At 46.9% G+C, this 22,103-nt stretch carries 22 protein-coding genes and 1 riboswitch; of the genes, 4 read left to right on the top strand and 18 right to left on the bottom strand.

Going from position 1 to position 22,103, the window contains the following annotated elements; translation table 11 throughout:
* The 9 genes from ACFQ0C_RS24205 to ACFQ0C_RS24165 all read right to left on the bottom strand — a co-directional run bounded on the left by ACFQ0C_RS24205 (nucleotide 1) and on the right by ACFQ0C_RS24165 (nucleotide 6,698).
* A complete protein-coding gene (locus ACFQ0C_RS24205; RefSeq protein WP_379370374.1) occupies nucleotides 1-318 on the bottom strand; it encodes a phage baseplate plug family protein in 318 nt (105 codons plus the stop codon).
* A complete protein-coding gene (locus ACFQ0C_RS24200; protein ID WP_379370372.1) occupies nucleotides 290-775 on the bottom strand; it encodes a phage baseplate protein in 486 nt (161 codons plus the stop codon). The genes ACFQ0C_RS24205 and ACFQ0C_RS24200 overlap by 29 nt, the downstream gene beginning before the upstream one ends.
* A gap of 3 nt (nucleotides 776-778) precedes the next feature.
* Complete coding sequence (locus tag ACFQ0C_RS24195; RefSeq protein WP_379370370.1) at nucleotides 779-3,487, bottom strand: phage tail tape measure protein; 2,709 nt, start codon at nucleotides 3,485-3,487, stop codon at nucleotides 779-781.
* A 41-nt stretch (nucleotides 3,488-3,528) separates the two neighbouring features.
* Nucleotides 3,529-3,729 carry a hypothetical protein gene (locus ACFQ0C_RS24190; RefSeq protein ID WP_258217713.1) on the bottom strand — a complete coding sequence of 67 codons (201 nt, stop codon included), beginning with the start codon at nucleotides 3,727-3,729 and terminating at the stop codon, nucleotides 3,529-3,531.
* Nucleotides 3,710-4,003 carry a hypothetical protein gene (locus ACFQ0C_RS24185; protein ID WP_258217712.1) on the bottom strand — a complete coding sequence of 98 codons (294 nt, stop codon included), beginning with the start codon at nucleotides 4,001-4,003 and terminating at the stop codon, nucleotides 3,710-3,712. The genes ACFQ0C_RS24190 and ACFQ0C_RS24185 overlap by 20 nt, the downstream gene beginning before the upstream one ends.
* A 12-nt stretch (nucleotides 4,004-4,015) precedes the next feature.
* Nucleotides 4,016-4,411 carry a DUF3277 family protein gene (locus ACFQ0C_RS24180; protein ID WP_258217711.1) on the bottom strand — a complete coding sequence of 132 codons (396 nt, stop codon included), beginning with the start codon at nucleotides 4,409-4,411 and terminating at the stop codon, nucleotides 4,016-4,018.
* A 19-nt stretch (nucleotides 4,412-4,430) separates the two neighbouring features.
* Complete coding sequence (locus ACFQ0C_RS24175) at nucleotides 4,431-5,450, bottom strand: DUF3383 family protein (RefSeq protein WP_308862397.1); 1,020 nt, start codon at nucleotides 5,448-5,450, stop codon at nucleotides 4,431-4,433.
* A 12-nt stretch (nucleotides 5,451-5,462) separates the two neighbouring features.
* Nucleotides 5,463-6,002: a phage neck terminator protein gene (locus ACFQ0C_RS24170; RefSeq protein ID WP_258217710.1), complete on the bottom strand. Its 540-nt coding sequence runs from the start codon at nucleotides 6,000-6,002 to the stop codon at nucleotides 5,463-5,465.
* Nucleotides 6,003-6,200: 198 nt separating this feature from the next.
* On the bottom strand, nucleotides 6,201-6,698 hold the full coding sequence (locus ACFQ0C_RS24165) for a sigma-70 family RNA polymerase sigma factor (RefSeq protein WP_379370366.1): 498 nt from the start codon (nucleotides 6,696-6,698) through the stop codon (nucleotides 6,201-6,203).
* 283 nt (nucleotides 6,699-6,981) lie between these two features.
* Between ACFQ0C_RS24165 and ACFQ0C_RS24160 the strand changes: the two genes are divergently transcribed.
* The 3 genes from ACFQ0C_RS24160 (at nucleotide 6,982) to ACFQ0C_RS24150 (ending at nucleotide 8,417) form a co-directional block, all read left to right on the top strand.
* A complete protein-coding gene (locus tag ACFQ0C_RS24160) occupies nucleotides 6,982-7,419 on the top strand; it encodes a helix-turn-helix domain-containing protein (protein ID WP_379370420.1) in 438 nt (145 codons plus the stop codon).
* A gap of 49 nt (nucleotides 7,420-7,468) precedes the next feature.
* Nucleotides 7,469-7,876, top strand: a complete 408-nt coding sequence (locus ACFQ0C_RS24155) for an ImmA/IrrE family metallo-endopeptidase (protein ID WP_379370364.1) — start codon at nucleotides 7,469-7,471, stop codon at nucleotides 7,874-7,876.
* 115 nt (nucleotides 7,877-7,991) lie between these two features.
* A complete protein-coding gene (locus ACFQ0C_RS24150; protein ID WP_379370362.1) occupies nucleotides 7,992-8,417 on the top strand; it encodes a pyridoxamine 5'-phosphate oxidase family protein in 426 nt (141 codons plus the stop codon).
* Between the two features lie 171 nt (nucleotides 8,418-8,588).
* Here the strand turns inward: ACFQ0C_RS24150 and ACFQ0C_RS24145 are convergent, their stop codons facing one another.
* The 5 genes from ACFQ0C_RS24145 to ACFQ0C_RS24125 all read right to left on the bottom strand — a co-directional run bounded on the left by ACFQ0C_RS24145 (nucleotide 8,589) and on the right by ACFQ0C_RS24125 (nucleotide 16,418).
* Complete coding sequence (locus tag ACFQ0C_RS24145) at nucleotides 8,589-10,700, bottom strand: methyl-accepting chemotaxis protein (protein WP_379370360.1); 2,112 nt, start codon at nucleotides 10,698-10,700, stop codon at nucleotides 8,589-8,591.
* A 157-nt stretch (nucleotides 10,701-10,857) separates the two neighbouring features.
* Complete coding sequence (locus ACFQ0C_RS24140; protein ID WP_379370358.1) at nucleotides 10,858-12,249, bottom strand: cryptochrome/photolyase family protein; 1,392 nt, start codon at nucleotides 12,247-12,249, stop codon at nucleotides 10,858-10,860.
* Nucleotides 12,250-12,400: 151 nt separating this feature from the next.
* Nucleotides 12,401-12,886, bottom strand: a complete 486-nt coding sequence (locus ACFQ0C_RS24135; protein WP_258217704.1) for a C40 family peptidase — start codon at nucleotides 12,884-12,886, stop codon at nucleotides 12,401-12,403.
* A gap of 4 nt (nucleotides 12,887-12,890) precedes the next feature.
* Nucleotides 12,891-13,030: riboswitch (cyclic di-AMP (ydaO/yuaA leader) on the bottom strand.
* 379 nt (nucleotides 13,031-13,409) lie between these two features.
* Nucleotides 13,410-14,225, bottom strand: a complete 816-nt coding sequence (locus ACFQ0C_RS24130; protein WP_379370355.1) for a hypothetical protein — start codon at nucleotides 14,223-14,225, stop codon at nucleotides 13,410-13,412.
* A gap of 12 nt (nucleotides 14,226-14,237) precedes the next feature.
* Nucleotides 14,238-16,418, bottom strand: a complete 2,181-nt coding sequence (locus ACFQ0C_RS24125; RefSeq protein ID WP_379370353.1) for a M1 family metallopeptidase — start codon at nucleotides 16,416-16,418, stop codon at nucleotides 14,238-14,240.
* A 120-nt stretch (nucleotides 16,419-16,538) separates the two neighbouring features.
* Here ACFQ0C_RS24125 and ACFQ0C_RS24120 point away from each other — a divergent pair, with 120 nt between their 5' ends.
* Entirely contained in the window at nucleotides 16,539-17,054 is a 516-nt protein-coding gene (locus ACFQ0C_RS24120; RefSeq protein ID WP_258217701.1) for a YwhD family protein, read from the top strand.
* A 138-nt stretch (nucleotides 17,055-17,192) separates the two neighbouring features.
* Here ACFQ0C_RS24120 and ACFQ0C_RS24115 read toward each other — a convergent pair whose 3' ends face one another.
* The 4 genes from ACFQ0C_RS24115 to ACFQ0C_RS24100 form a co-directional block, all read right to left on the bottom strand.
* The gene (locus ACFQ0C_RS24115) at nucleotides 17,193-17,861 is read right to left on the bottom strand and encodes a SanA/YdcF family protein (protein WP_379370351.1); all 669 of its coding nucleotides are present in this window, start codon (nucleotides 17,859-17,861) and stop codon (nucleotides 17,193-17,195) included.
* Between the two features lie 145 nt (nucleotides 17,862-18,006).
* On the bottom strand, nucleotides 18,007-18,528 hold the full coding sequence (locus tag ACFQ0C_RS24110; protein WP_379370349.1) for a hypothetical protein: 522 nt from the start codon (nucleotides 18,526-18,528) through the stop codon (nucleotides 18,007-18,009).
* Nucleotides 18,529-18,872: 344 nt separating this feature from the next.
* Nucleotides 18,873-19,694, bottom strand: coding sequence for a dienelactone hydrolase family protein (locus ACFQ0C_RS24105; protein ID WP_379370347.1), 822 nt, complete (start codon nucleotides 19,692-19,694; stop codon nucleotides 18,873-18,875).
* Between the two features lie 86 nt (nucleotides 19,695-19,780).
* A complete protein-coding gene (locus tag ACFQ0C_RS24100) occupies nucleotides 19,781-21,853 on the bottom strand; it encodes a transglycosylase domain-containing protein (protein ID WP_379370418.1) in 2,073 nt (690 codons plus the stop codon).
* Between the last annotated feature and the right edge of the window lie 250 nt (nucleotides 21,854-22,103).

The following is a 22,103-nucleotide window of genomic DNA, read 5'->3' as shown; positions in this document are numbered from 1 at the left end:
TCAAACATCTCCGTCCATATATAAAAATACCGTTTCGCCTAGCGTCTTCCAATTCACTTCGGTTTCTTTTCCTGATTCATCCAGTGGTGTCAGGGTAACGGCAGGAAATCGACGATCGGCGACATCACGAAAGAGAGGTACTCCATATATAAGTTTTTCTCCATATACAAGCAGTTCTTTATTTCGATAAAGGTCTATGGCGAAAAAATCAGATTGAGGGTTATAATTCACTTCCATTTCAAATAACACATTAGCAAGCTTAATTTCAAAACGATAGGGAATTTGATGCTTAATGATATTTACCAGTAGAGTCGACAAATACGCTCTCCTCCTGTCCCTTTTCTTTCTTTACGGGCTCCTTCCGTCCTACTGTAATTACAGGTGCAGCTTGTGCTTGGATGAAAGGGGGCAGCGTTTTGAGGTAGGAGCTTTTAGCTACTCTCACTTCTTTTAAGGTCGCATTAAAGGATAAGCCGTTGGCTACCTGATGGTTATGTGTACTTTGAAAGCTGGTGATGATTCCAACGAAGTAATTGCGTCCGGTATATTCGACGATAGAACCGGCTTGATGCAGATTTAGAATGTTTTGCCGAATCTGTGCAACTTCATTTGAGTCATCTCCTACGATGAAGCCGCTGATACGCATTGTTTTTGCTTTGGCCCGCACATGGTCCATGATATCGATGCCATCTTCGATCGGCTGCTCGGTTACATCGATTTCATGAGACGGCTCCTCCGACTCGACCATAATTTTGTTGCTGTTTATAGTAGCCATCCGTTATACCCCCACAATCCCTTGTCTTCGTGATGCGCTCTCGAACACTTCCTGGATAGCTTGTTTGACCCGTTCGGCGATATCTTGGGCCGCTGTTGAGCTATCTCCGCTCATTGTGATATTGATGGTTGGGCTGAATGAAAGTGCGGAGCCGGATGGGACTAGTGTTGATGAAGCTGTGGTAGAAGCAGAAGCCTGTGTAGGTGCTAATCCGGAAACTGGTAATGTTAGGGCATCTATGCTTTTGAAACCAGAGTCGTAAACAGAAGGATGATAAGGTGCTAGCACGGTTTCCGCGACACCTTGACTAGCTCTGTGAACACGGCTTTGACTATCTTCCAAACCAACAGCAAGCCCTTCTGTTGTCATGACGCCTATTTCCATCATGATGCGGGATGGTGAACGGATCCCCAGAAAATTACGAATTCCAGTTGTAATGCTTTCCGCTACGCTTTTTATGGTATTCCAAATAGCGGACGCTGCACTGGTTATGCCTTGGAGCAAACCATCCATAATATAACCGCCAATTTCAAATAATCGTTCGCGTATCAATGTCAGTTCTTCAATAGCACTTGTAATTGGAGCCAAGATCGCTGTACGGAAGTCGAAGTTTGCCATAAATCCGATTAAAGCGTCTTTGGCTGCATTTAAGCCTTGCAAAAAAATAGTCCAGCCCACCGCAATTGCAGCAAGTCCACTCATAATATTATCCATAACAGAACTAAAATCGCGCTTAAGACTTTGGAAATCCAGCATGACCAAATCAACTATGAGTAGAATAATTCCACCTATAGTGTTCTTTATGACAATCCATATCCCGGTGAGGTAGAGAAGCATCCCGGACATAGCGGTAGTTATACCGGATTGCATAGCGCTGAATGCCCCAAGGACATAATCCTTAATTTGGTCCCAATAGAAAGCGAACAACAAGGGTAGACGCGCGAGAGGTACAATAAGAAAAATTAAAGCCTGGAACCAATAAGAACTAATAAACCCTCCAATTGCTTGCAGGTTACTCACAATCCAATTTTTGAGTTGAGTCCATTTTTCGGCAACCCAGTCCGTAATGGCTCCCCAATTTTTAAATACCATAATCCAATAGGCTACTTGCGCCGCAACCCCAATGCCCACTGCGATAAAGGGCAGCAAAGGTGCAACCGCAACCCAACCAGCCACAGCAACGGACCACAAAGCGGAAGCTAGCCCTACACCAAGAGCGAGGGCTACCACCCCAACAGCAGGGCCAAGTATATCGATATATTTAATGAAAAAGTCAATCCCATTCGCGACCTGATCCAGTGCAACTAGAAGTACACTTCCCACGACACTGGCGAATACTTCAACATAAGGCAAAGCTCTTTCGAGTCCGCCTTTCAAAAGGTCAGCTATTTTCTTAATAGCGGGAAATGCTTTCTCTACAACACCCATCAACTGCTTTCCTAGCGGAGCGAGGGCGATCATCATTTCGTTCTTCAAAGAGCCGAACTTGTCCCCAAGCGTTTCGGTTTTTTTGGCCATAATGTCTATAATATCTTTGGAGTTGGTCATTTCTTGGAGCATGGTGCCCAACTCAAGACGTCCTTCGCGGATAGCAGCGGCCATAGACGGTCCTGATTCTTGTCCAAACGCTTCTATTCCTAATTTGGTGGCCTGAGCTGTGGTTCCGGCTTGTTTAATTTTATTGATAGCGATAGTTAATGCTTGGTTTGTATCTTTCACGCCGACCTTAGACATGTTACCAAGAGCAGTTGTGAATGATTTCAGCACCATATCCGCATCTAGTCCTTGCTTGGTCCATTGCCCAACGAGTGCCGCTGAAGTATCGAAATCAAATCCAAGCTCCCGCATTGGCCCGCCAAATTTGGTTAATTTATCAGCTAAGGTGTTGACGCCAATGCCAGTCTTTTGGGATAAATAAAACATTTTATCAAACATTTCACTGCCTTGGTCAGCGCCGATTCCCCAACTCTGCATGGCACCGGTGAGGGAAGTCGAGATAGTGGATGAGCTTACACCGGTTAAAGTACCCAAATCCATTATTCTTTTGGCCATTACTTCCAGGGTCGGACCGGTAGCGCCGGTCTTCTTATTGACATCGGATATAACCGTAGCAACCAAGCTCAGATTATCCGGGACTTGAGAACCTACCTTTTCATAACTGGACATAAGTCCCTTCAATTGTTCGCCAGTGGCTCCAGTTCCGATCTGAATAATATTCATTGAGGCAGTAGATTGTTCGGCTGCACTCCAGCTGGCTTTTCCCAATTCAGTCATAGCATAAACAAAACCCTTACCGACTGAGATGGCTACATTACCGAAGGTTCCTTTAAGAGCCATGAGTTCAGGGGTTAATTTGCTTTTAATACCCGCAAAGCCTTGGCTTATTGTGGTAGCTCTCTTGCTAATAGATTGGCCAATAGCTGTGAATGTTGAAGCTGTTTTATTTTTAATAGTTGTGAAGCCCTGACCTACTGAATTGGCTGCATTGTTAATAGATTGGCCAAGCGCTGAGAACGTCGAAGTTGTTTTATTTTTGACAGCTGTGAAGCCTTGACCGATTGAATTGGCTGTTTTGTTAAGCATTGTAAACTTTGATGCTGCCATCTCGAAGCCTATTGAAGCGTTTTTTACGGCAACAGTTAAGCCAGTAATCCCTATGGTGGCTTGCGTAATATCGTTTGCAACCATTATAACTTCTGCAATACCCGCCATTGATTTTCACCGCCTTTCTTCTTAAACAAAAGAAGCGTCCCCTAGGAACGCTTCTTTGATTTTTCCATGTTCTTTTCCATCATTTCGATGTACATATCAAGAGCGGCATTGGCTTCGGCCAAATCATCCTGGTCCATTTCGTTTAGCTCACTGTAAGTGATGTTCATATCACTCAGTAGCAGCCGCCACATGGCCCAGTTCCTCTCGGCTCGATGGCGTGCTTCACTCCTGGTTATCGGCATTTGCCGATTCCTCATCTTCGCCTTCAAGGAAACGGAAGGAGGCTGCAATTACATCGTTGAATTCCTTTTTGTCGCTGCCGAAATAATCCCACGAAATTTTCGGGTCGACAATTACGTTTTTCATCATTTCCTCGGCCAATTTTTCCTCTAAAGGAACACCGAACTTATTTTTAACGCGGTCACTAATTTGGGCGGCTGCGCGGACACCGGGGAATTGAAAGGTATATTGCTTTCCGCTGCGGGACGTATACTCTTTTTGCTTAAAGTTGTTCATTTACATTCACTCCTATTCCATTTTTAGGTCTAGCGCCTGAAATTCATACTCACGGTCTTCAGCTTCTTTACCGTATTTGCGGTCAGCCGGCTTTTTCAAGAAGGCTTCTGTAACAGAGGTGGTTTCCTTCGGATCGTTGGAAGAGATAATGCTGATCGGAACAACCTTACCGCTGTTTGCCAAAGTATCCAGGTAGGAGAGTTGAGGACTCGTCTGCTGCAGAGTAATTTTAATAGTGCCTAAAGAGTTGTTGATTTTCGTACGTACGACATCGCCTAGGGCACCAACTTTTGTTTCATAGCTGTTCTCATCCTTGGTGATTTCGACCATGCTTTCTCCGAGACCTGTAATATACACGCCATTCACGGTGATAGCTACGTTCTTTGGATCATAAGTTTTTGTTGACATAGATAGTCCTCCTCAAAATTTAGTAACGGATAACGCCGTTGATTCTGGCAGCATGTACTGCGCCGGCAAGCTCGAAGAAAAAGGAACCGTCATTATAAGTGCGCTCTGCACGATCGGCCGGATCTACTTCATCTCGGGATTTGAAAGTTGTGCCGTATAAGCCGATGCCATCAGAGTCGCTTGCGATAATGCCTTGGTTGTGCGCTCTTTGCAGCACAGTTCTCACGGCGCCTTCAATCTGGGAGATACCTGCAGCTGTATAAGGAATTTTCGGTGTACTGTTCAATAGCTTCTGGATGCTGTATTCGATAGAGAATTTAACGTAATCTTTGGCATGAATAATATCGATATATTCGTCATCAACTACTTTACCTTCCGTTGTTACGTTGTCTCCGGCTTTAGTAACGTAGGCGTTAGCGCCAAGACCATGGATCGCAAGCAGCTCAGTCGCTGATAGTTCGAGTGGTTCAATACCTCTAAGCTGCTTAAACTTCCAGGTTACACTGCCGACGGGGGCTGAGCCGGTTGCACCGACCCAAGCCGCGTCCGGATAATTGGCAAGGTTGGTGTGGTACAGCACCGAAGTGCGAGTGTACTTCTTGGCCTTGATAGCGGCCAGATCGGTTTGATTGGAAGAACGAGTAAAGTATTGATGTGTGCCATCGAGTTCAATCTCATCAGCTAAGGCAAGCACGTCCGTTTTGGCGGCGGAGGTGCTGATCAGGAAGTACCAATCCTTATCCATTACCTGCTGCAACCGTTCTACTAACGTTTCTGCACCCTCACCGATAGTGCTGTTGCGACAGGTGATGGCGATAGAAGCGGGAGCTTGATCTCCTTGGGCAAAAATGGCGCTTGCCGCTTTGTATTCCTCAGTAGTTTCGGGAAAATCCGTTCTGACACTGGTCAAATCGAGGTATTCTTTATAGGCGAAGCCGCCTGCTTTTTCCCCGAGAATGAGTACTTTACCAAATCCTAAACGCCCTACGGGCTTTTGAATGTCGATGACTACAGTCACATCTTTCATAGTGTTAGCCAATGTAATTCCTCCCTATTTCCAATTTATAATGTCAATGGTAGTTTGCTTCGTATCAATTACACTTAATGTTTTGAAGGTTACTTCAAAGCTGTTTCGCCGTTCCCAAATGTTACCGATCTGAATATCGCGATTTTGAATTTCTCCTGCGAGGACAACCACGATGTTCGCATTTAGCTTCAACTCATCGCGTCCTAGAATGCGGAACCAGTCATGCATTCGGACGGCGTTAGTGAGGCTGTCCATCTTTTGATCTGAGCAGGAGATGAAGCTCATGCGAAAAGTCGGCTGTTCGGTATAGCGTTCGATAACCTCATCCGGGGACGAGGAGGGGACCACGGTTACCGAAGGCTGCTTGTCCGGGAATAGTACAGGTCCGGAGAAGCTGTATTTAATGAAGGGATAGGCGGCAGGCGCCGAAGCATCATCCAGTTCAACTACAGGCATAGTCATCGCGGCGACCAATCCTGTGGTGATGCTGGAACGAATTTGCTCCAAATTAATCATGGGGAACACCGTCCAACAGGAAGCTCCTTTTTCTTCATAACGGTTCATTACTCCTTTCCTAGAAAAATTTGTAATTTGCTGCTTTTTGAAGTAAAATGGGAACAAGTGTTCGTTATTTACTTTCACTATTAGGTGGCAATCGTAAGGGGAGTCCCATTCTTGTCGATAAACAGCATAGCGCTTCATTTTTATCCGGAGTGCACGTTATGGTGTTGTACGGCAATCGGTCGAACCCCACTGTCTCCTTTATTTGACCGAATTGATCTTTTTTTGCGCTGTTTGCAAATAGTACTGAACGGTTCCCTTTTTAAGTGCTAACAAGGAAGCTATCTCTTGAAACGAATAGCACATGCCATAATGAAGCTCGTAACATTCTCGTTCTCTTGAACTCAAATGGGACAGTGCATGCTCAAGTCGGTGGCGCTGCTGCTCTGTAATAACAGAGGAGGGAGCTACACGGTGCTGCTGTTCGATGTAAGTCTGCATCTGTGAGGGATCCATCAGCTTTTCCCTTTGATAGGCAGCTCTTCTTTCAATACCCCGGCGGTTTCCAGGACATTTGCCGGTTTGCATCCAATCGATAGCGAATTGGACATCCGAGATCATGCCGTTTATCAGTTCTCTATCTCCACGGGCCACGGTAGTTTCCTGTGCTTTTTGCAGCATTCGGCAAGTACTACGATAAGAGCTTTGCAGATCACTTAAACCTTCGCTGTAGCTTGGTGCAATAGGGTGAGGGGTCATCCTTCTTCTCTCCTTTACCATTTGGTAACGATTTGTTAAATAAGATCTCATCATTTATTAATATAGAAAAATAGCGATCAGCATTATTAGGTGTTGTTACCTTGTGGTAATGATAATACCTAATAAATACCATTTGGTAAAGGTGAGGAATCAGTCAAAAATGTCCATTTAAGTCGAAATGTCTTTGCCGGAAACGTATTTTCCTTCCATTATCTTTACCTTTTGGTCAAAGTTGTGTATATTTGTTACCAAGAGGTAACGAAAAGTCGGAGGGTTGATCATGATGAGCGAAACAGAGTTCGGTATTTATCTCAAAAAAGCTCGGGAAAGCAAGGGCGTCAGTGTAAACCAGCTGGCTCTTGAATCCGGAATCAGCAATGCGCAAATATCCAGGATTGAAAATGGGCGGAGAGGTATTCCTAAACCGGAGACGATCCGCAAGCTTGCCGAGGCTTTACAGATTCCGTATGAGGAAATGATGGAGAAGGCCGGACACATGCCGGATGACAGTAAACAGGAAATTCCAGCCTGGGCTACCTCCAGAGACAAGCGGGATTTCAAAAAGATGCTGGAGGAAGATGGCGAGATCATGTTTGACGGTATTCCTATCAACGACACGGACAAGCAGCGGATTATGGACGTATTAACGGGATTTTTCTGGGAAGCCAAGCAAATGAACAAGCGTAAAAAACCGAAGGACTCTGATGATACCAAGGAGTGAACTAAGCCTTGCAATGCAGCTTGATTAATGAATTAGCCGGGTGATGACAATGGAAGAAACCGTATCCAAGCTTATAAAGCGACATAAAACCAATTGCCCGTTCACTATCTCCCGCGGATTGGGTATTCATATCCAATTTCATGATTTAGGGACGCATACAAGGGGGGTGTACTACAGAAAGCTGCGGCGGCGGCTCATCGTCATCCATAATCAGCTTTCTTCGGAATGGCAGCGCTTTGTTTGTGCACATGAGCTCGGTCATGACCGCCTTCATCAAGGCATGAGCCGCTTTTTTCTCGAGGAACATTCTTTTTTCAATCCAGGCAAATTTGAAAGGCAGGCTAATCTGTTTGCCGTAAAGCTGCTTACATCCTTTGACGAGATTCAGTCGGATGAAACGTTGGAGCAATTTTGCTCCCGCAACGGGATACCGGAGGAGATGCACAAGTTTTATTGAACGAGCTCTCCAGCTCTCGGTTGAGGATAGGCGTTCAAGGGTAAAGTATCCTTATGAGGGCTGCAACCAAGCAACTGCAACTGCAGCCTATCCACAATTGAGAGGAGATACCGTTATGGCCACGACGACTACGCAGCTTGAAGAGAAGATTATTGAGGCGCTGGACTCAAACCAAGTATGCTCTTTTGCAACTATTGAGGGCAATAAGCCGCATGTGCGGTATATGGCTCTTTTTCATGAGGGTATGACAATTTATTTGGCAACCAACAAGCAAACGCACAAGATAGAGGAGCTGGAACGGAATCCAAACGTTCATCTTCTGCTTGGATACGAGGGAAGCTGGTCGGCAAATTTTTTGCAAATCGAGGGGATAGGGCGGGTTTCCAAGGACGAGGCTTTGGGTAAAAAGGTATGGAAGGATGATTTCAAAATGTGGTTTGACGGATCTGATGATCCGAACTATGTTATTCTTGAAATCACACCTCAATGGATCGAGTATACCGGCAAAGGTGCGAAGCCGGAGGTATGGAAGAAGAGCTAATGCTGCATGAAGCAGATGTTCCTTCCCTGGCCTTGACCTTTGCCTTCTGTCTGAACCGACTATAGACCTTGCTCCCTAATAAGGTATATGAAAAAAGCCTCCAATTCTGCTCATTCGAGTAGATTGGAGGCTTCTATAATTTTCGGTCGGGACTTCATAACGTAAAGAAGACTAAACTTTAAAATGTGATAGCTGATCGAGAAGCTCTTGAACCATACTGCTTAGAGCGGCCGATGATGATGAAATTTCTTGCATGGAAGCAAGCTGCTCCTCTGATGCTGCGGCTACTCCTTGAGAATTCTGGGAAGCTTCGCGTGCAATGTGTGCCAGCTGATCTACGGTAGCGCTAACTTCCTCACAGCTTGCGGACATCTGCTCTGCAGCTGCTGAAACCTCTTGAATCTGCACGTTTACATTGGTCATTTCCTTCGTTATGGAAGCGAACCGTTCTCCGCTTTCGGATACGGTCTGTACACCTTTCTCCACTTCGGAGGCTCCACGTTCCATCGCATCAACGGCTTTTCTCGTTTCTTCCCGCATACTGCCTATCAAGTCGGCTATTTGTTCGGCAGCTGCTCTGGATTGCTCAGCAAGCTTGCGCACCTCTGTTGCTACAACGGCAAATCCTTTGCCATGCTCACCGACTCGCGCAGCTTCAATCCCTGCGTTCAAAGCAAGCAGATTGGTTTGCGTACTAATGGCAGTGATCATTGTTATGATAGCACCGATTTCCTCTGAGCGGATGCCTAACTGGCGGATGGCTTCATGAGACTGACCGACGGTTGAGCGAACCACATTCATTTGCGCCACCGCTGCTTGAATTTGCTTGTTGCCTTCATCCGTCTGCTGGGTGACATCTATAGCAGATTCGGTGACGCTCAACGAGGATTCAGCAATACGCTGTACACCAGTAGCCATTTCCGTCATGGCTGTGGAGGTATCGCTGGCGTTGCTTTCTTGGATCTCGGCGCCGGCAGCTACCTCTTGAATCGCCTCGGTAATCGTTTCTGCCGCGCGACCCGTTTGTTCGGCACTGGCTGTCAGCTGCTGGGAGGTTGCGCCAACTGACATCGAGATGTCGGAGACCAGCTGAAGCATGCTTCTGAGCTTGGCAATCATATTGTTAAAATGTACGGCCATAACACCGAATTCATCCTTGCTTGGCTTCATCTCAAGCGATTTGGTGAAGTCACCTTCAGCCAGACGTTGCAGCAAAGCTGAAACAGCTTGAACTCGCTGCACGACAACTATTTTTATAATGATTGCGAGCAAAGCACCTATGAGCAGCAAGGATATAATCGCAATAGTGATGGAGGTAGTCATACTCTTTTGATACGTTTCCAGAATACGTTCTTTGGGGACGACCGTTTCGACATACCAGGTTTCGTTGGAGCCGTTAAGATGAAGTGGCTCAATAATACGAAGCACGACGGCACCTTGTGAGTTTCCGGAGTAATATCGATATGCCCCTGATTTTTTCATAACTTCCCAGGCAGCTACTTTTTCCGGATTATCCGCATAGGGCTTGTTGATCCAGTCCTTGCTGGAACCATGGGATACATAAGAACCTTTATTGGAGATGATGCTTACATAGCCTCCTAGCGGTTTTACAGCTTCAGCCTTTTGCTGCAGCCTATCCAGAGATAGGTCCATGCCTATAATACCGAGAAAGCTGCCTTGCTTGTCTACAATCGGGTAAACAATAGAGGTCATAAGAACATCTTTTCCTCCGGCATTGTAGTTATATGGATCAAGAAGAGTTAGCTTTTTGGAGCGTTTAGGCAGCTGGTAATAATCTCCCGCTCCATCTTTATCATAATCATGAAGTGGTTCAATAGTTACGGAGCCCTCATTACGGAGGAGGTAAGGGATGAATCGCCCTGTCGCATCGTCATAAGGCTTTTTATTAATGTTTAGCTTATCGTTATTGTCCCAAGCATTAGGTTCCCATAAGGTATAAAGACCCATAATGTTATCCTGTTCCTCAATCCTGTGCTTAAGCATTTCAACGATATCCTCGCGTGATTGCTTTTTCTGAGCTCTGGCATCCAGCAATATACCGGAAAGTGTCTCTAGAGTGCCCTGGAGGTCGAGTAATTCACTTTTGAATGAACTTGAAAACTCTTGTCCGGCTTCCTGTGCTTCATATTCTCCTTTTTCCAGGCTGACCTTATAAAGCTGATCCAGATTGGTGTAAATGAGACCGGAAAAAACTAACAAAAGAACCAGGCCAACTGTAATACTAAGCTTTATAGACAATTTAAGATTGCGAAACCATGTCATATAATAAATCCCCCCGTACCCAATGTTTTCTTAATGATATTATATCGACATGGTTCGACATTTTTTTTATGCCTTATTGAAAAATAATAGAAAAAACTATTTTAAAAATAATAAACCAGTAAATTAACTAGGTAAATATACCTAATATTTGAAAAAATCATGAAAATATACGCTTATTTGCTTCGTAAAATCTTTGATACACTTCGATAGCACGAGCTCTTGATAATTTCAAGTCAACAATTGATCCCGGACGTGGTTTGTGAATTTCTTTATCCGACAGATTCGCCAATTCAGGCAGCCATTGCCGAATATAGGTCGCTTCAGGGTCGTGTGTTTCCGATTGGGTGACCGGATTCATGATGCGAAAGTAGGGAGCCGCGTCAAATCCTAGAGAAGCGCACCATAGCCAGCCGCCGCGGTTAAGCGTATTATCATAATCGCTAAGCTTGAAGCGAAAATACTGCTCGCCGTAAGGAAAGGGGCAGAGCAGATTTTTGGTCAAAAACATGGCGGTAATCATTCGCAGCCGATTAGGCATCCAGCCTGTTGTGTTCAATTCTGTCATGGCAGCGTCAATGACAGGAATGCCGGTGCGCGCCTCACACCAGGCTTGGAAGTGACGTTGGTCGAGCGTTGAGAGATCGTAACGCTTCTCATAGCAATAGAAGTCCGGATCAAGACGGGCTTGGTAGAGGTAGAAGTCGCGCCAAGCCAGCTGGCGCAGCCAAGTTTCCCGCTGCTCGTGCTCGAGCAGCATCTCGTACACGCCGCGCACGGAGAGCGCGCCGACATTGACGTGCCGGCTGAGCCGGCTCGTGGCGTCCTGCGCGTAGCGGTCGCGCCCTGCGGCGTAGCCGGGCAGCCGCTCCGCGAGGAAGCCGCTCAGCACGCGCAGCGGATGGGCTGCCACAGCGGCGCCCGGCCCGCCTGCGTGCGCGATTGTCGCGGCATGGCCGCTAAGCGCTGCCGCAAGCTCAGGCGGCAGCGAATGCGCCGCAGCTGCGCCGGGCGCGAGCTCCGCTGCGGCAAGCTCGCGCAAGTGCACGGGCGATGCCGGTCGGTAGAAGCGGAGCAGATACTCGCTCCACTTCCGGTAGAACGGCGTGAATACCTTGTACGGCTCGCTGCGTCCTGTCCAGCGCTGGAAATCGCGCAGGTTCGCGAGCGCCAGCTCGTCGAACGATGTAACGGCTACCCCGGCAGCCTGCGCCACTTCCCGCAGCTGCTGATCACGTTGCGTCGCATAAGGAGTGTGGTCCTCGTGAAACACGAGCTCCTCCACAGGATGCGACTGCATAAGCCCGCGCAGAACTTCCGCGGGATTGCCGTAGAGCATGTGCAGCTGACGTCCGGCTGCGCGGTATAGCTCCTGCAGCCGCGCTGCGTGCTGCAGGAAATTGATTCCGCTGTGCTCGCGGTAGCGATCCTGCTGCAGAAGGTGCGGATCGAGGATGAGCACATGCAGGCTTGGTTTGCGTCGAGCGAGTATATAATCGAAGGCGGGCAGGTCGTTTACCCGCAGATCCTTACGGTGAAGAAAAAGAATCATCCAAATACCTCCAATTGTGATTCGCCGTGCAACCGGTGAGGTAATAAAGCGTATATAAAGAAAGAAAGCCCTGCAGGCTTGTCCAACGCGAGGGCGTTGGTGCAAGCACTGAGGACTTCAATGAAAAGAAATCGTTCATGATTGTTCTAGATCAGTTGTCGGTCATCACATCTGCATATTGCTCATCTGATAAAATGCGTTTAGCCGTAACGTAGGTTTTCACATAATAAGCTTCGCTGAGCTTATTGATGGAAATACCTTTGCCAGTAGCGGAATGATAGAACTTTCCGTCTCCTACATAGACACCTACGTGAGAAATTCCGCTGACGCCTTTATTTACCTTGTTTTCTGTGTCAAAGAACACAAGATCGCCTGCCCGAAGCTCATCTTGACTCACTGTGGTACCGAGAGCTGCCTGTGATTTGGATTGATGCGGCAGACTGATGCCAAGCTTATCGAAGACGAATGCGGTGTAGCCGGAGCAATCAAAGCCTTTTTTAGTAGTGCCGCCACTTTTATACGGCGAACCAAGTCCATCATTAACGGCTTGACTCATAGGTGTTTCGGCGGAGGCGCTCCCAACTTGAATCGTAAAAAATAGAGCTAAAGACATGGCAATACCAAAAAACTTCTTCAAAAAGATGTTCCCCTTCCGGTGCCTACGAGGTTAGCTTGAGGGTTCGGTTGAAGGTTCCCTATGATCACTATGAAGCGAGATCAATTCACCCAAGATTGGATCCCCCGTTTTCCGTTTGGAGCGGAAATTCGGCATTATGTATTATTTTCTTGCTCTGAATACTAAAATTCGATTAAAAATAAAAAAATCCTCCTTTAGTCACAAAATGTTCACAATTAAAAGGGCGAAACCTGAAACATTACATGAAAATTCGATAAAGGCTTATTTTTGGCGGCTTCCAACGAATGAAAGCGTCATCTTTTTATAGTTCCACTCCATATCAGGTATGCATATTCGACAAAATCTTTTTTTTATTTACAAAAATAACCTAAAGCTGAAGTTGTTTTCCTTCGACAGACGCGCGTAAAAGGAAAATATTAGGACATAAGACACTGGTTGAATAGCCTATTTATTACATCGTATAAATGGACGCAAAAAAGGACTTAAACTGCCGTTGAGGCAGCCTAAGTCCTTCTTTTTTCTTTTATTCTTCGTTGGCGTTCCATAACGCATACTGTGAGGTGATCGCCCACATTTTGCAAAACATGTGAATGAAGCGGTAGGCCTGCACCCCTGCTACAGCTGCAAAACCAGCCCATATCATCGCCGACGTCATCACTGCAGCGGATATCGCAACTGTAATCAGCAGTAAGGTGAAGGCTAGCAGAAGCACCGGTAATGTATTACGAAGCAGTAGCCGAAGCGAATGTGCCGATGATTTTCCGTTCAGCTTGCCGAATTGTACATACATGAATGCCGTTTGCAGCAGGAACAAATACAGCAGGTATCCGCCTATGAGTGGAAGTATACTCCAAGCTAGAGATTCTAGGGTGAGATGTTTGTTGTAGCCATCTAAGACCTTTGGTACTAATAGATAGAGTGGAGCCGCGCTTAGCAATATCTGCAATATATACAGCCCTAGAAACGGAAGGCCAAGCTTCTGTATTCCTTGAACGAATCGATAGCCTGCATTCATCTCTGTATGCTCTACTGAGTAGTAAATCCCGGCGTTTAAAAGCGGACTAAGCAGCATGCGTGCAGCAAGCAGTGCGCATCCCCACCATAAGTAGTATTGAATGAGGTCGGTTTTCATGATTTGAAACTGCCCCTCGACCCAGAATAGCTGAACCGCTTCCCGAGACAGGTCATTGCCTGGATAGCGGTGGAGGAGAGGAACAACAACAGAGCGGATCATGCTGTATAGGACAAGTCCCCAGATCAGATTGTAGATAAACAGCGCGCATACAGCAAAAGGCTGATGCCATGCCATTGTCCAGCCTGTTTTCATCGTTTTCAACATGGATTGCACACCTCACCAAGCGACCCAACTGAATAGGGTCTCCATTAATTTGACGACGCCTAAATTCCAACGAGCGGTTAGCTTGCTATCGACGTTAGTTTTCAAAAAGCTGTTTATCCGTTTGTTCTCCAGTATGATAGTATGCTGTGGATCAATGGCGACCCAGTCCAGCTGAGCCGGATGGTTTAATTTAAATTGGACGTCACTGTCTATACCATCCCATACTTTGTCGATTTGGGAGCCGTCAGCAAAATGAAAACGAATAGGGATGTTGTGATAAGTACCCCCAAGCTTTTGGATTTGTACTGTATTTTCATAAACCATTTGACCATCCCGAATAACCTTCTTGGATTTGATCCCAGCCACGGAATAATCAACCATAAATCCGCCATAAACGTACTGCTTGAAAAATTCATCCCAGCTTCTTTTCGTCGTACTTTCAAGCACAGCTTGAAAATCAGAGGTTGTGGGATGCTTGAACTTCCATTTCTGGAAATACGCACGCATGACACGGTCCATCGTAGCACTGCCTATTTGCGACTCAATAGATTCCAAAACCAGCTTGGCACGCGTGTACACATTTTCTGCGTATTTTCCATGGCCACTGTAATTCCAAGAGTTTTGTTTAAGCGCCTCTGGATCTGTGATATAGCTCGACTCAACCGTTAGATTCGGCTTCACGCCATATTCGAGCTCCATTAATTTATCCTCGGTGTATGAAGTGAACCCTTCGTCTAGCCAAGCTTCCTCGAATTCGTTGCTGGCGACCATCCCATACCAGAACTGATGGCCAATTTCGTGAACGATAACTCGCTCCAGCTCTAAATCCGGTTCTTTGTCTCCCGCACCCCAGCCGGTAATCAGTGTAGGATACTCCATGCCACCGGCGCCATTTCCGTTTTCTGGAGGGACAACGATGGATAGCGTGGCGTAAGGGTAGCTGCCGTACCACTGGGAGTAACGAGCGAGTGCCTTTTTGGCGGCCGTCATATAGCGGGTTTTCAATTGCTCATGTTTGGGGTCGAGATACAGCTTAATCTTAACTCCCGGTAGATTTGGAGTCGCATAGGGTTCTTCATAATAAATGAAGTTAGGAGATGCAGCCCAAGCGAAATCATGTACATCATCGGAGTAAAAAGCATATGTTTTTGTTTTGCCGTCATCGGCAGGCGGCTTGATCGGAAATCCGGTGGCTGCAACGATATAGCTGGAAGGGACTTTGATGCGAACGTCATAAATACCGAAGTCTGCGTAAAACTCGGAGTTGCCGTGGTACTGGTGCAGGTTCCAGCCCTCTGATGTTCTTCCGCGTGAGCCTGCTGGCTCGTACACTGCAACCTTGGGAAACCACTGACCGGCCATCACGAAGTCATCCGCATAGCCCATTCGTGCAAAAACCGCGGGGAGCTTGACCGAAAATACGTAATCAAGAGTTACGCTATCGCCGGAATTGACAGCCTTAGGCAATTTTATCTTCATTAATGTACGGTCATCTTTATTACCGTCGTCTGGCTGCACATACTCGATGCGGGAAAGCAGTTCTTCTCCATCCAGCGTCTTGATGCTCGAAATGTCCATGCCTCCTCTGTTGTTGGACGTGCTCTTATCATCCCGGAGCCTGCCTCCGGATTCTTTCATGAAGGTCGTTTTTGGAGAATTAAAAGCATTGGGGTACAAATGGAAATAAATTTCTTGAACAGGCAATTTTCCGGGATTTTTCCAAGTTAACGATGAAGTACCCGTGAGCATCTTTCCTTGTGCATCCAACTCCACATTCATGTGGTACTCTACAATCCGATTGCTCAGAGGTTTGGGTGCCGGCTTCTCCAAAGGCTTGGCCGGGAGTCCGGGTGGGGCAGGCGGTTGTCCAGCTGAAGAGGATGGTTCGTTAGCATTTGCCATAGTGGGCCTTGCTTCTGGTTGGAGGCCTAAAGAAGAACCGTCGGCCTTGGATAAGTCCAGCTGGAATTGCTGGAAGTTTGGTGCTCCTTTGGTGGATCGGGATGCCAGCGCTGCAGGTTTTACGATCATAGAGCTGAGAGGGCTGCTGTCCGCTTTCAGGTTGGTAGTGGAGGGAGCAGGCTGGTTGTCATAACCGTAAGGTAGGAGGGCTTGGCTTATCCAAGATGCTCCACAGGCCAGTACAATAAGAAAACACCATTGTGCAGTTCGATTGCCGAGTTGTTTTTTCATCTCATTTTCACCCCGTTGACAAGCATCTAAAGCATGTATATGTTTGCAAATCGAGGATTATTAGCTAAAATAGTAAAGAACGATAAAACTTTATTTCAAAAAAATTGGATGGTGCCATCGATGGATATAAATAAGGATCAACCTACGGATAAACCGAAGAAACTGAACGCGCTTAATATTGTAAGCGGGAAGGTAGAGCATCGCGGATTTGGCGCGGGCTCGATCGACTTGAGCCAGTTGTCCAGTGTCATTGTGGATGGAGATGAAGCCTACCTAGATATGGGGGCAATCCATGCGAAGAGCAAGGTCGAGAAGGGGATTAAATTCTCTACCAATAAAGAAGATGTGCCGAATGGACATCCTTACTGGATCGTATGGGTGGCAGCCGACCGTAATGAGGCGGGTATGTATTATGCAGGCGTAACCTCATGCGAGATGCTAGTTGATTCCGAAGCTAGACGGGGCTGGAAAATTCTTGCCGATCATGTTAACCGATTAGATTATGCGCTTAAGCGGCGCTTCATGCTGGACAATTTGGGTGACCGTGAAAAGGCTGCGCTTAAGAAGCTGTTGATGGAACATAACCCTGATATGTGGAATAATTCGGGGGATGTTTTGAAGGAAGCTTTGGCTTAACACCAAAATTATGAAGATTATGTGACGCTCATTGTGCTTTTCTGGGAACTGGATGTATACTAATGCCTAGTATATGCGACATATACTAGGACAGCAAAAAGGCAGACCCTGGTCTGCCTTTTTGTGTTTAATATATAGTTATCGATCTGCAGTTAGTCTTCCATCACTTGTAATAGGTATGGGATCCCCTAGGTAGGTCGGCTTCGGCTTAAGCAGGTGAAGATAGGCGAAATCTTTATTCCTGGCAAGCACCTCCCTGGCCTGATTATAGGCCATCTTGGCATATACCTGTTTATCTGAGGCGACACCATACGCATCCAAGCCCATTTGACGAGCCGCATATACAGCACGCATAAGATGATATTGCTGAGTCACGATCAGTATTTTTTGCGTTTTAAAAATATCTCTGGCCCGATAAATGCTCTCATAGGTACTAAAGCCGGCATGATCCATAAAAATATGCTCGGACAAAACATTGTGCTGCTCAAGAAAACTCCTCATGGCATTTACTTCATCATAATCAATTTTTCCGTGATCTCCACTGACGATAAATGTGTCAGATTTACCGGCATCCTGCAGCTCTAATGCGACCTTCAAGCGATCGCTCAGTATTTCCGATACGCTCCCATTCGGATAAACCCTGGCTCCCAGAACCAGAATAGCATCGGCTTTGGGGGCTTCCTCCAAATTAACGATGTACTTTGAGGCTTCTGACTTAACATGAGCATCGATTCCGAATACGACCAGAAATGGCGCTGCAAGAATAAAAATGAGTGCAAGAAGCTTCCTTTTATTAGCTTTGAGCATAGTTGGTTCCTTTCAGCGAAATGGTTTCAAAAGCCGGCTTATCTTTATTGAACGATTTTTTGTAGCCGGAAGTTGCTGATTATGCGTGATAGGAAGAAGAAAATTTCATTTGTCTCTAACCCTCGGCTTCAGATAAATCAATATATTATAGTAGGGCAAGCAATTTGGCGCTTAAGTAAGCAGGCAAGGGCTCGGCCAACAGCAAATGCAGAGCATTCCGGTCAGCTTGGTGTTGCTTCAGGTATGCAAAGAGCTTATCGGACTTGGCTATACGGTTCATTAGAGCGTAAGAAACGGCCCACACCTCGGGACTTCCCATAAGAATACCTTGCCATTCAAAAGATGGGACCGTTGGTAAGCGGCAAATTCCATTTTCACTATGAATGGCGAACTGGCCGATCATATCGATGGGAAGCTGTTGGTCGGCTACTTGAATCCGATAGCTGCTGGCAAAAGGGTGGTCGCCGCTGGACGATTGTGTCCAGGACCAACCTTGGAGGGCAGCGGTAACATCATCCAATGGAGCATCTGTAGTCAGGTCCCAATCGTGGACTTGATCGATAAGGCCTAAGCTGTACAGCAGGCCGCTACCGCCGGATGCGTAACGGATTCCGGCTTCATCCAGCTGTTTCGTCAATAGCCGGACTGTTTCCAATGGCAGCGTCAATCGTCTCACCTCATTTTGATTAAACTAGATTTTCTCTCATTTTACCAAAAATGCAATTTGTTTTTCACTTTTCTTATAAAGAAAGGGACCTTCCCGTTTGTCAGTAGACTCTTTGGGCGGTCCCTTCCACTCTATTTAATCCATCATTTCTTATTCTTATCTTTATAGCCACTATCCCCTTAACTCAGTGAGTCAGATAACCACCCTGACCAACCGAGCAGTTCCAATTACCTCAGCAAATCCGAATTTACTGCAAAATTATTTTATTCGTTTACTGAGGCAAGGGGATAGTGTCCATAAGTGTTCGAATTGCGAATTGCTGTTCTGCTGCTTATTGTTTGTTACTATACCAGATGCTCCCGCAGGAAATTAAATGTACGAGCAAAGGCATCCTGAGCCGCCTCAGGTCGATATGAAGCACGTGTGTCATTGGCGAAGGCATGTGGAGCACCCTCATAGATGCGGTGCTCAAACGGTTTGCCATGTAGTTCCATGGCCGCTGCGAAGGCAGGCACCTGATCGGTGATACGCGTATCGAGCTCGCCGAAAATACCGAGCATAGGGCATTGCACCTGCGGAACTTGCTCCGCTTGCGGCAGGTTGCCGTAGAACACTACCGCGGCGCCTAGCTCCGTGTCGCGGACGGCTAACTGTGCGGCTAACATGCCGCCCAGGCAAAAGCCTACCGCGCCCACGGCACGTGGCCGCGAACCGCCCGCACGTCCGCGCAGGTAGCCTGCGCTTGCAGCGAGCAGCTCAAGATACGCCGGCGCCTGTGAGCCTGCGGAGAAGATTGCCTCAAGGGTCTCGCCTATGGCTTGACCCTCAGAGTCCGGAAGCTCGCTTAGCGCTTTGCCGCGTGCTTCCGGATCACGCCATGCTGCCGGCGGAATCGTATCGAGAAACCGCTTCGCGGTTGCGACTCGATCCTCCTGCAGCGCGGGCGCCTTAACGCCGTCCCGATGGAACAGGTCCGGTGCAAATGCTACGTATCCGGCCTTCGCGAATCGGATCGTTACATCCTGGATATGGGCGTCAACGCCCCATATCTCTTGGATAACGATGACCGCGGGCTTCTCAGCCGCGGTCGGGCCCTCTGGCAGCACTAGAAATCCTGAGTACTGCCCGTCTTCGCCAAACTTCACCCATTCATTTTGCAAACCCATGCTCCACCCACACTCCTTACCAGATATTGGACCTTGTCCTCTAGCCTAAGCATATGCGAGTCCGGGCGGGATTTCAACTAATGTTATTACTCATTCCACCAACGCTTCAAATCTTCCCACCATGTTCCATTGCCCTTAGGCTTATCCGTCTTGCCTGTATCCTTTTTCACGGGCTGCTCGGTACAATATTCGGTCGGCTCTGTACCTTCCACGAACGCCTCCATCCGTGAATTTGGGCAGCCTTCGTTGGCAAGCTTGCCTGTTGCTGGATCAATATACACGCTTACGACTCCTTCAGGAACCGCGAACAGCTTAGGCGGTACCGACTCTAGCGCTCGCTCTGTAAACTCGGCAAAAATCGGTGCAGCCAAATGGGATTCAATCGTACTGATATTACGATCCTTGTCGTACCCGACCCAAACAGCAGTGGACAGCTCAGGTGTGTAACCTACCAGCCAAGCATCCGTATTGGTTGTACCGGTTTTTCCTGCCACAGGGCGTTTCAGCACATTGGAGACCCGGTTACCGGTTCCTCCCTGTTCGAATACGCTCTCCATCAGTTGAGTCATTACGTAGGTGTAGGGTGCTTCGATAACCTTTTCCATTACCGGTTTTGATTCGTATAGGGGTCGACCACGGCTATCCTCAATGCGCACGATAGCAGTCGGTTCTACACGTATCCCTTGATTGGCAAATATACCGAACGCTGATGCCATCTCAAACGGACTAATGGGGAAAGTCCCCAGTGCCAAAGAAGGGAGAGGCTTCATAGGACTCTTGATACCCATTTTTTGAGCCGTAGCAATGACATTCTCAGCGCCAACCTCAAGCAGGGTATGTACAGCAAAAATATTATCCGATTTTGCAATAGCTTGTCTCAGATCGATCGTATTGTAATAAGTGTTGCCGAAATTTCCAGGGGTGTAGCTCTGCCTTCCGTTGTCATAGGTGAAGGTTGTCGGCTCACTTTTAAATTGTGTAATTGGCGTGTATTGTTTCTGCTGCAACGCTGTGACATACACGATCGGCTTGAAGGAGGAGCCTGGTTGACGGCTGTCTGCAAATACCCGGTTAAATTGGTTTTCGCCATAATCACGCCCGCCTACCATTGCCTTTATGTAGCCGTTCCGTGGATCAATAGCGATGAGTGCGGCTTGCATTTCCGTAAATTTGCTCAGCTGGTCCGTAACTACTTCTTCGGCAACCTTTTGAGCATTAATGTCCAGTGTTGTATAAATTTTCAGTCCTTGCTCTTCGAATTGGTCCTCACTAATGCCAAGCTGCCCGATGGCGATGCTTCGTACATAGTCACGGAAATATCCTCCGATAGCGGGCTTCTTCTTCTCTAAAGGCAGTATCGTAAGCTTCTCTTTTGAAGCTTTATCCGCTTCCTGCTGAGTTATAGAGCCTGAGACGACCATGGTTTGCAAAACGGTACCCTGTCGTTCTTTCGCATTCTTAGCGTCATAGTAAGGGGAGTAGTAACGCGGTCCTTTAGGAATTCCGGCGAGCATCGCGCTCTCGGCCAAGCTCAGCTCCTTGGCGTCCTTACCAAAGAACAGCTTGGCCGCCGCTTGAATACCGTAAGTGGAGTGGCCATAATAAATTTGGTTTAAATACTCCTCAAGAATTTGATCCTTGCTCATCTGCAGTTCCATCTGAACAGCGTAGTAAGTTTCTTTTAACTTCCGCGTCCAGGTCCGCTCATGCGATAAATATAGATTGCGGGCGAGCTGCTGCGTGATCGTTCCGGCTCCCTGCACTTTAGACATGTGCTGAAGATTGACAACAGCGGCTCTAACAATTCCGCGCATATCAAATCCGTAGTGATGATAAAAATTGCGATCTTCAATGGCCAGCGTGGCTTGGATCAAATTGGGGGAAATTTCGTCTAGGGAAACATTTTGGTTGTTTTTGCCGCCATTTAATGTCTCGATAATTTCGCCGTGGATATCGAATATTTCGGTGGATGGCCCCATTTTGGAAACGGGGAGCGCCTGTGAGCGCATGTATAACAGCATAATGAAGAGAGCGGCCGCGCATAAAATGAGTGTGGAAAAGCTTAAAGAACTCATTTTTTTAATTCGCTTGAACCAGCGTTGCTGATCGGATTCATTAGCTTTAGTTTGCTGAGACGGGTGTGGGCGTTTGTTCTGCATATCGGACACGGATCATCGATCCTTTCCTGAAAGAAACCTAGTATTTTAAATAAGTACACACTTTCCATTATGGAAAAACATAGCAGCCCTTATTCACCTAAAAGCAGGTTAATGTTAATTTTTTTTGAACGGGGGCTTTTTAGGGCCGTTTGTATTTGCATTTTTGGAAGGATACACTATAATACAATTTGATGTATAGCAGCAAGGTGTTGCTTAGTAAAGCCGCGTCATTTTATAATGAGACATGTAA

Origin of the sequence: Paenibacillus sp. GCM10027630 (genome assembly GCF_042676305.1) — a bacterium.
Classification (GTDB): domain Bacteria; phylum Bacillota; class Bacilli; order Paenibacillales; family NBRC-103111; genus Paenibacillus_S.
The sequence above is the reverse complement of the archived record's forward strand: the minus strand, read 5'-3'. Positions and strand labels throughout refer to the sequence as shown.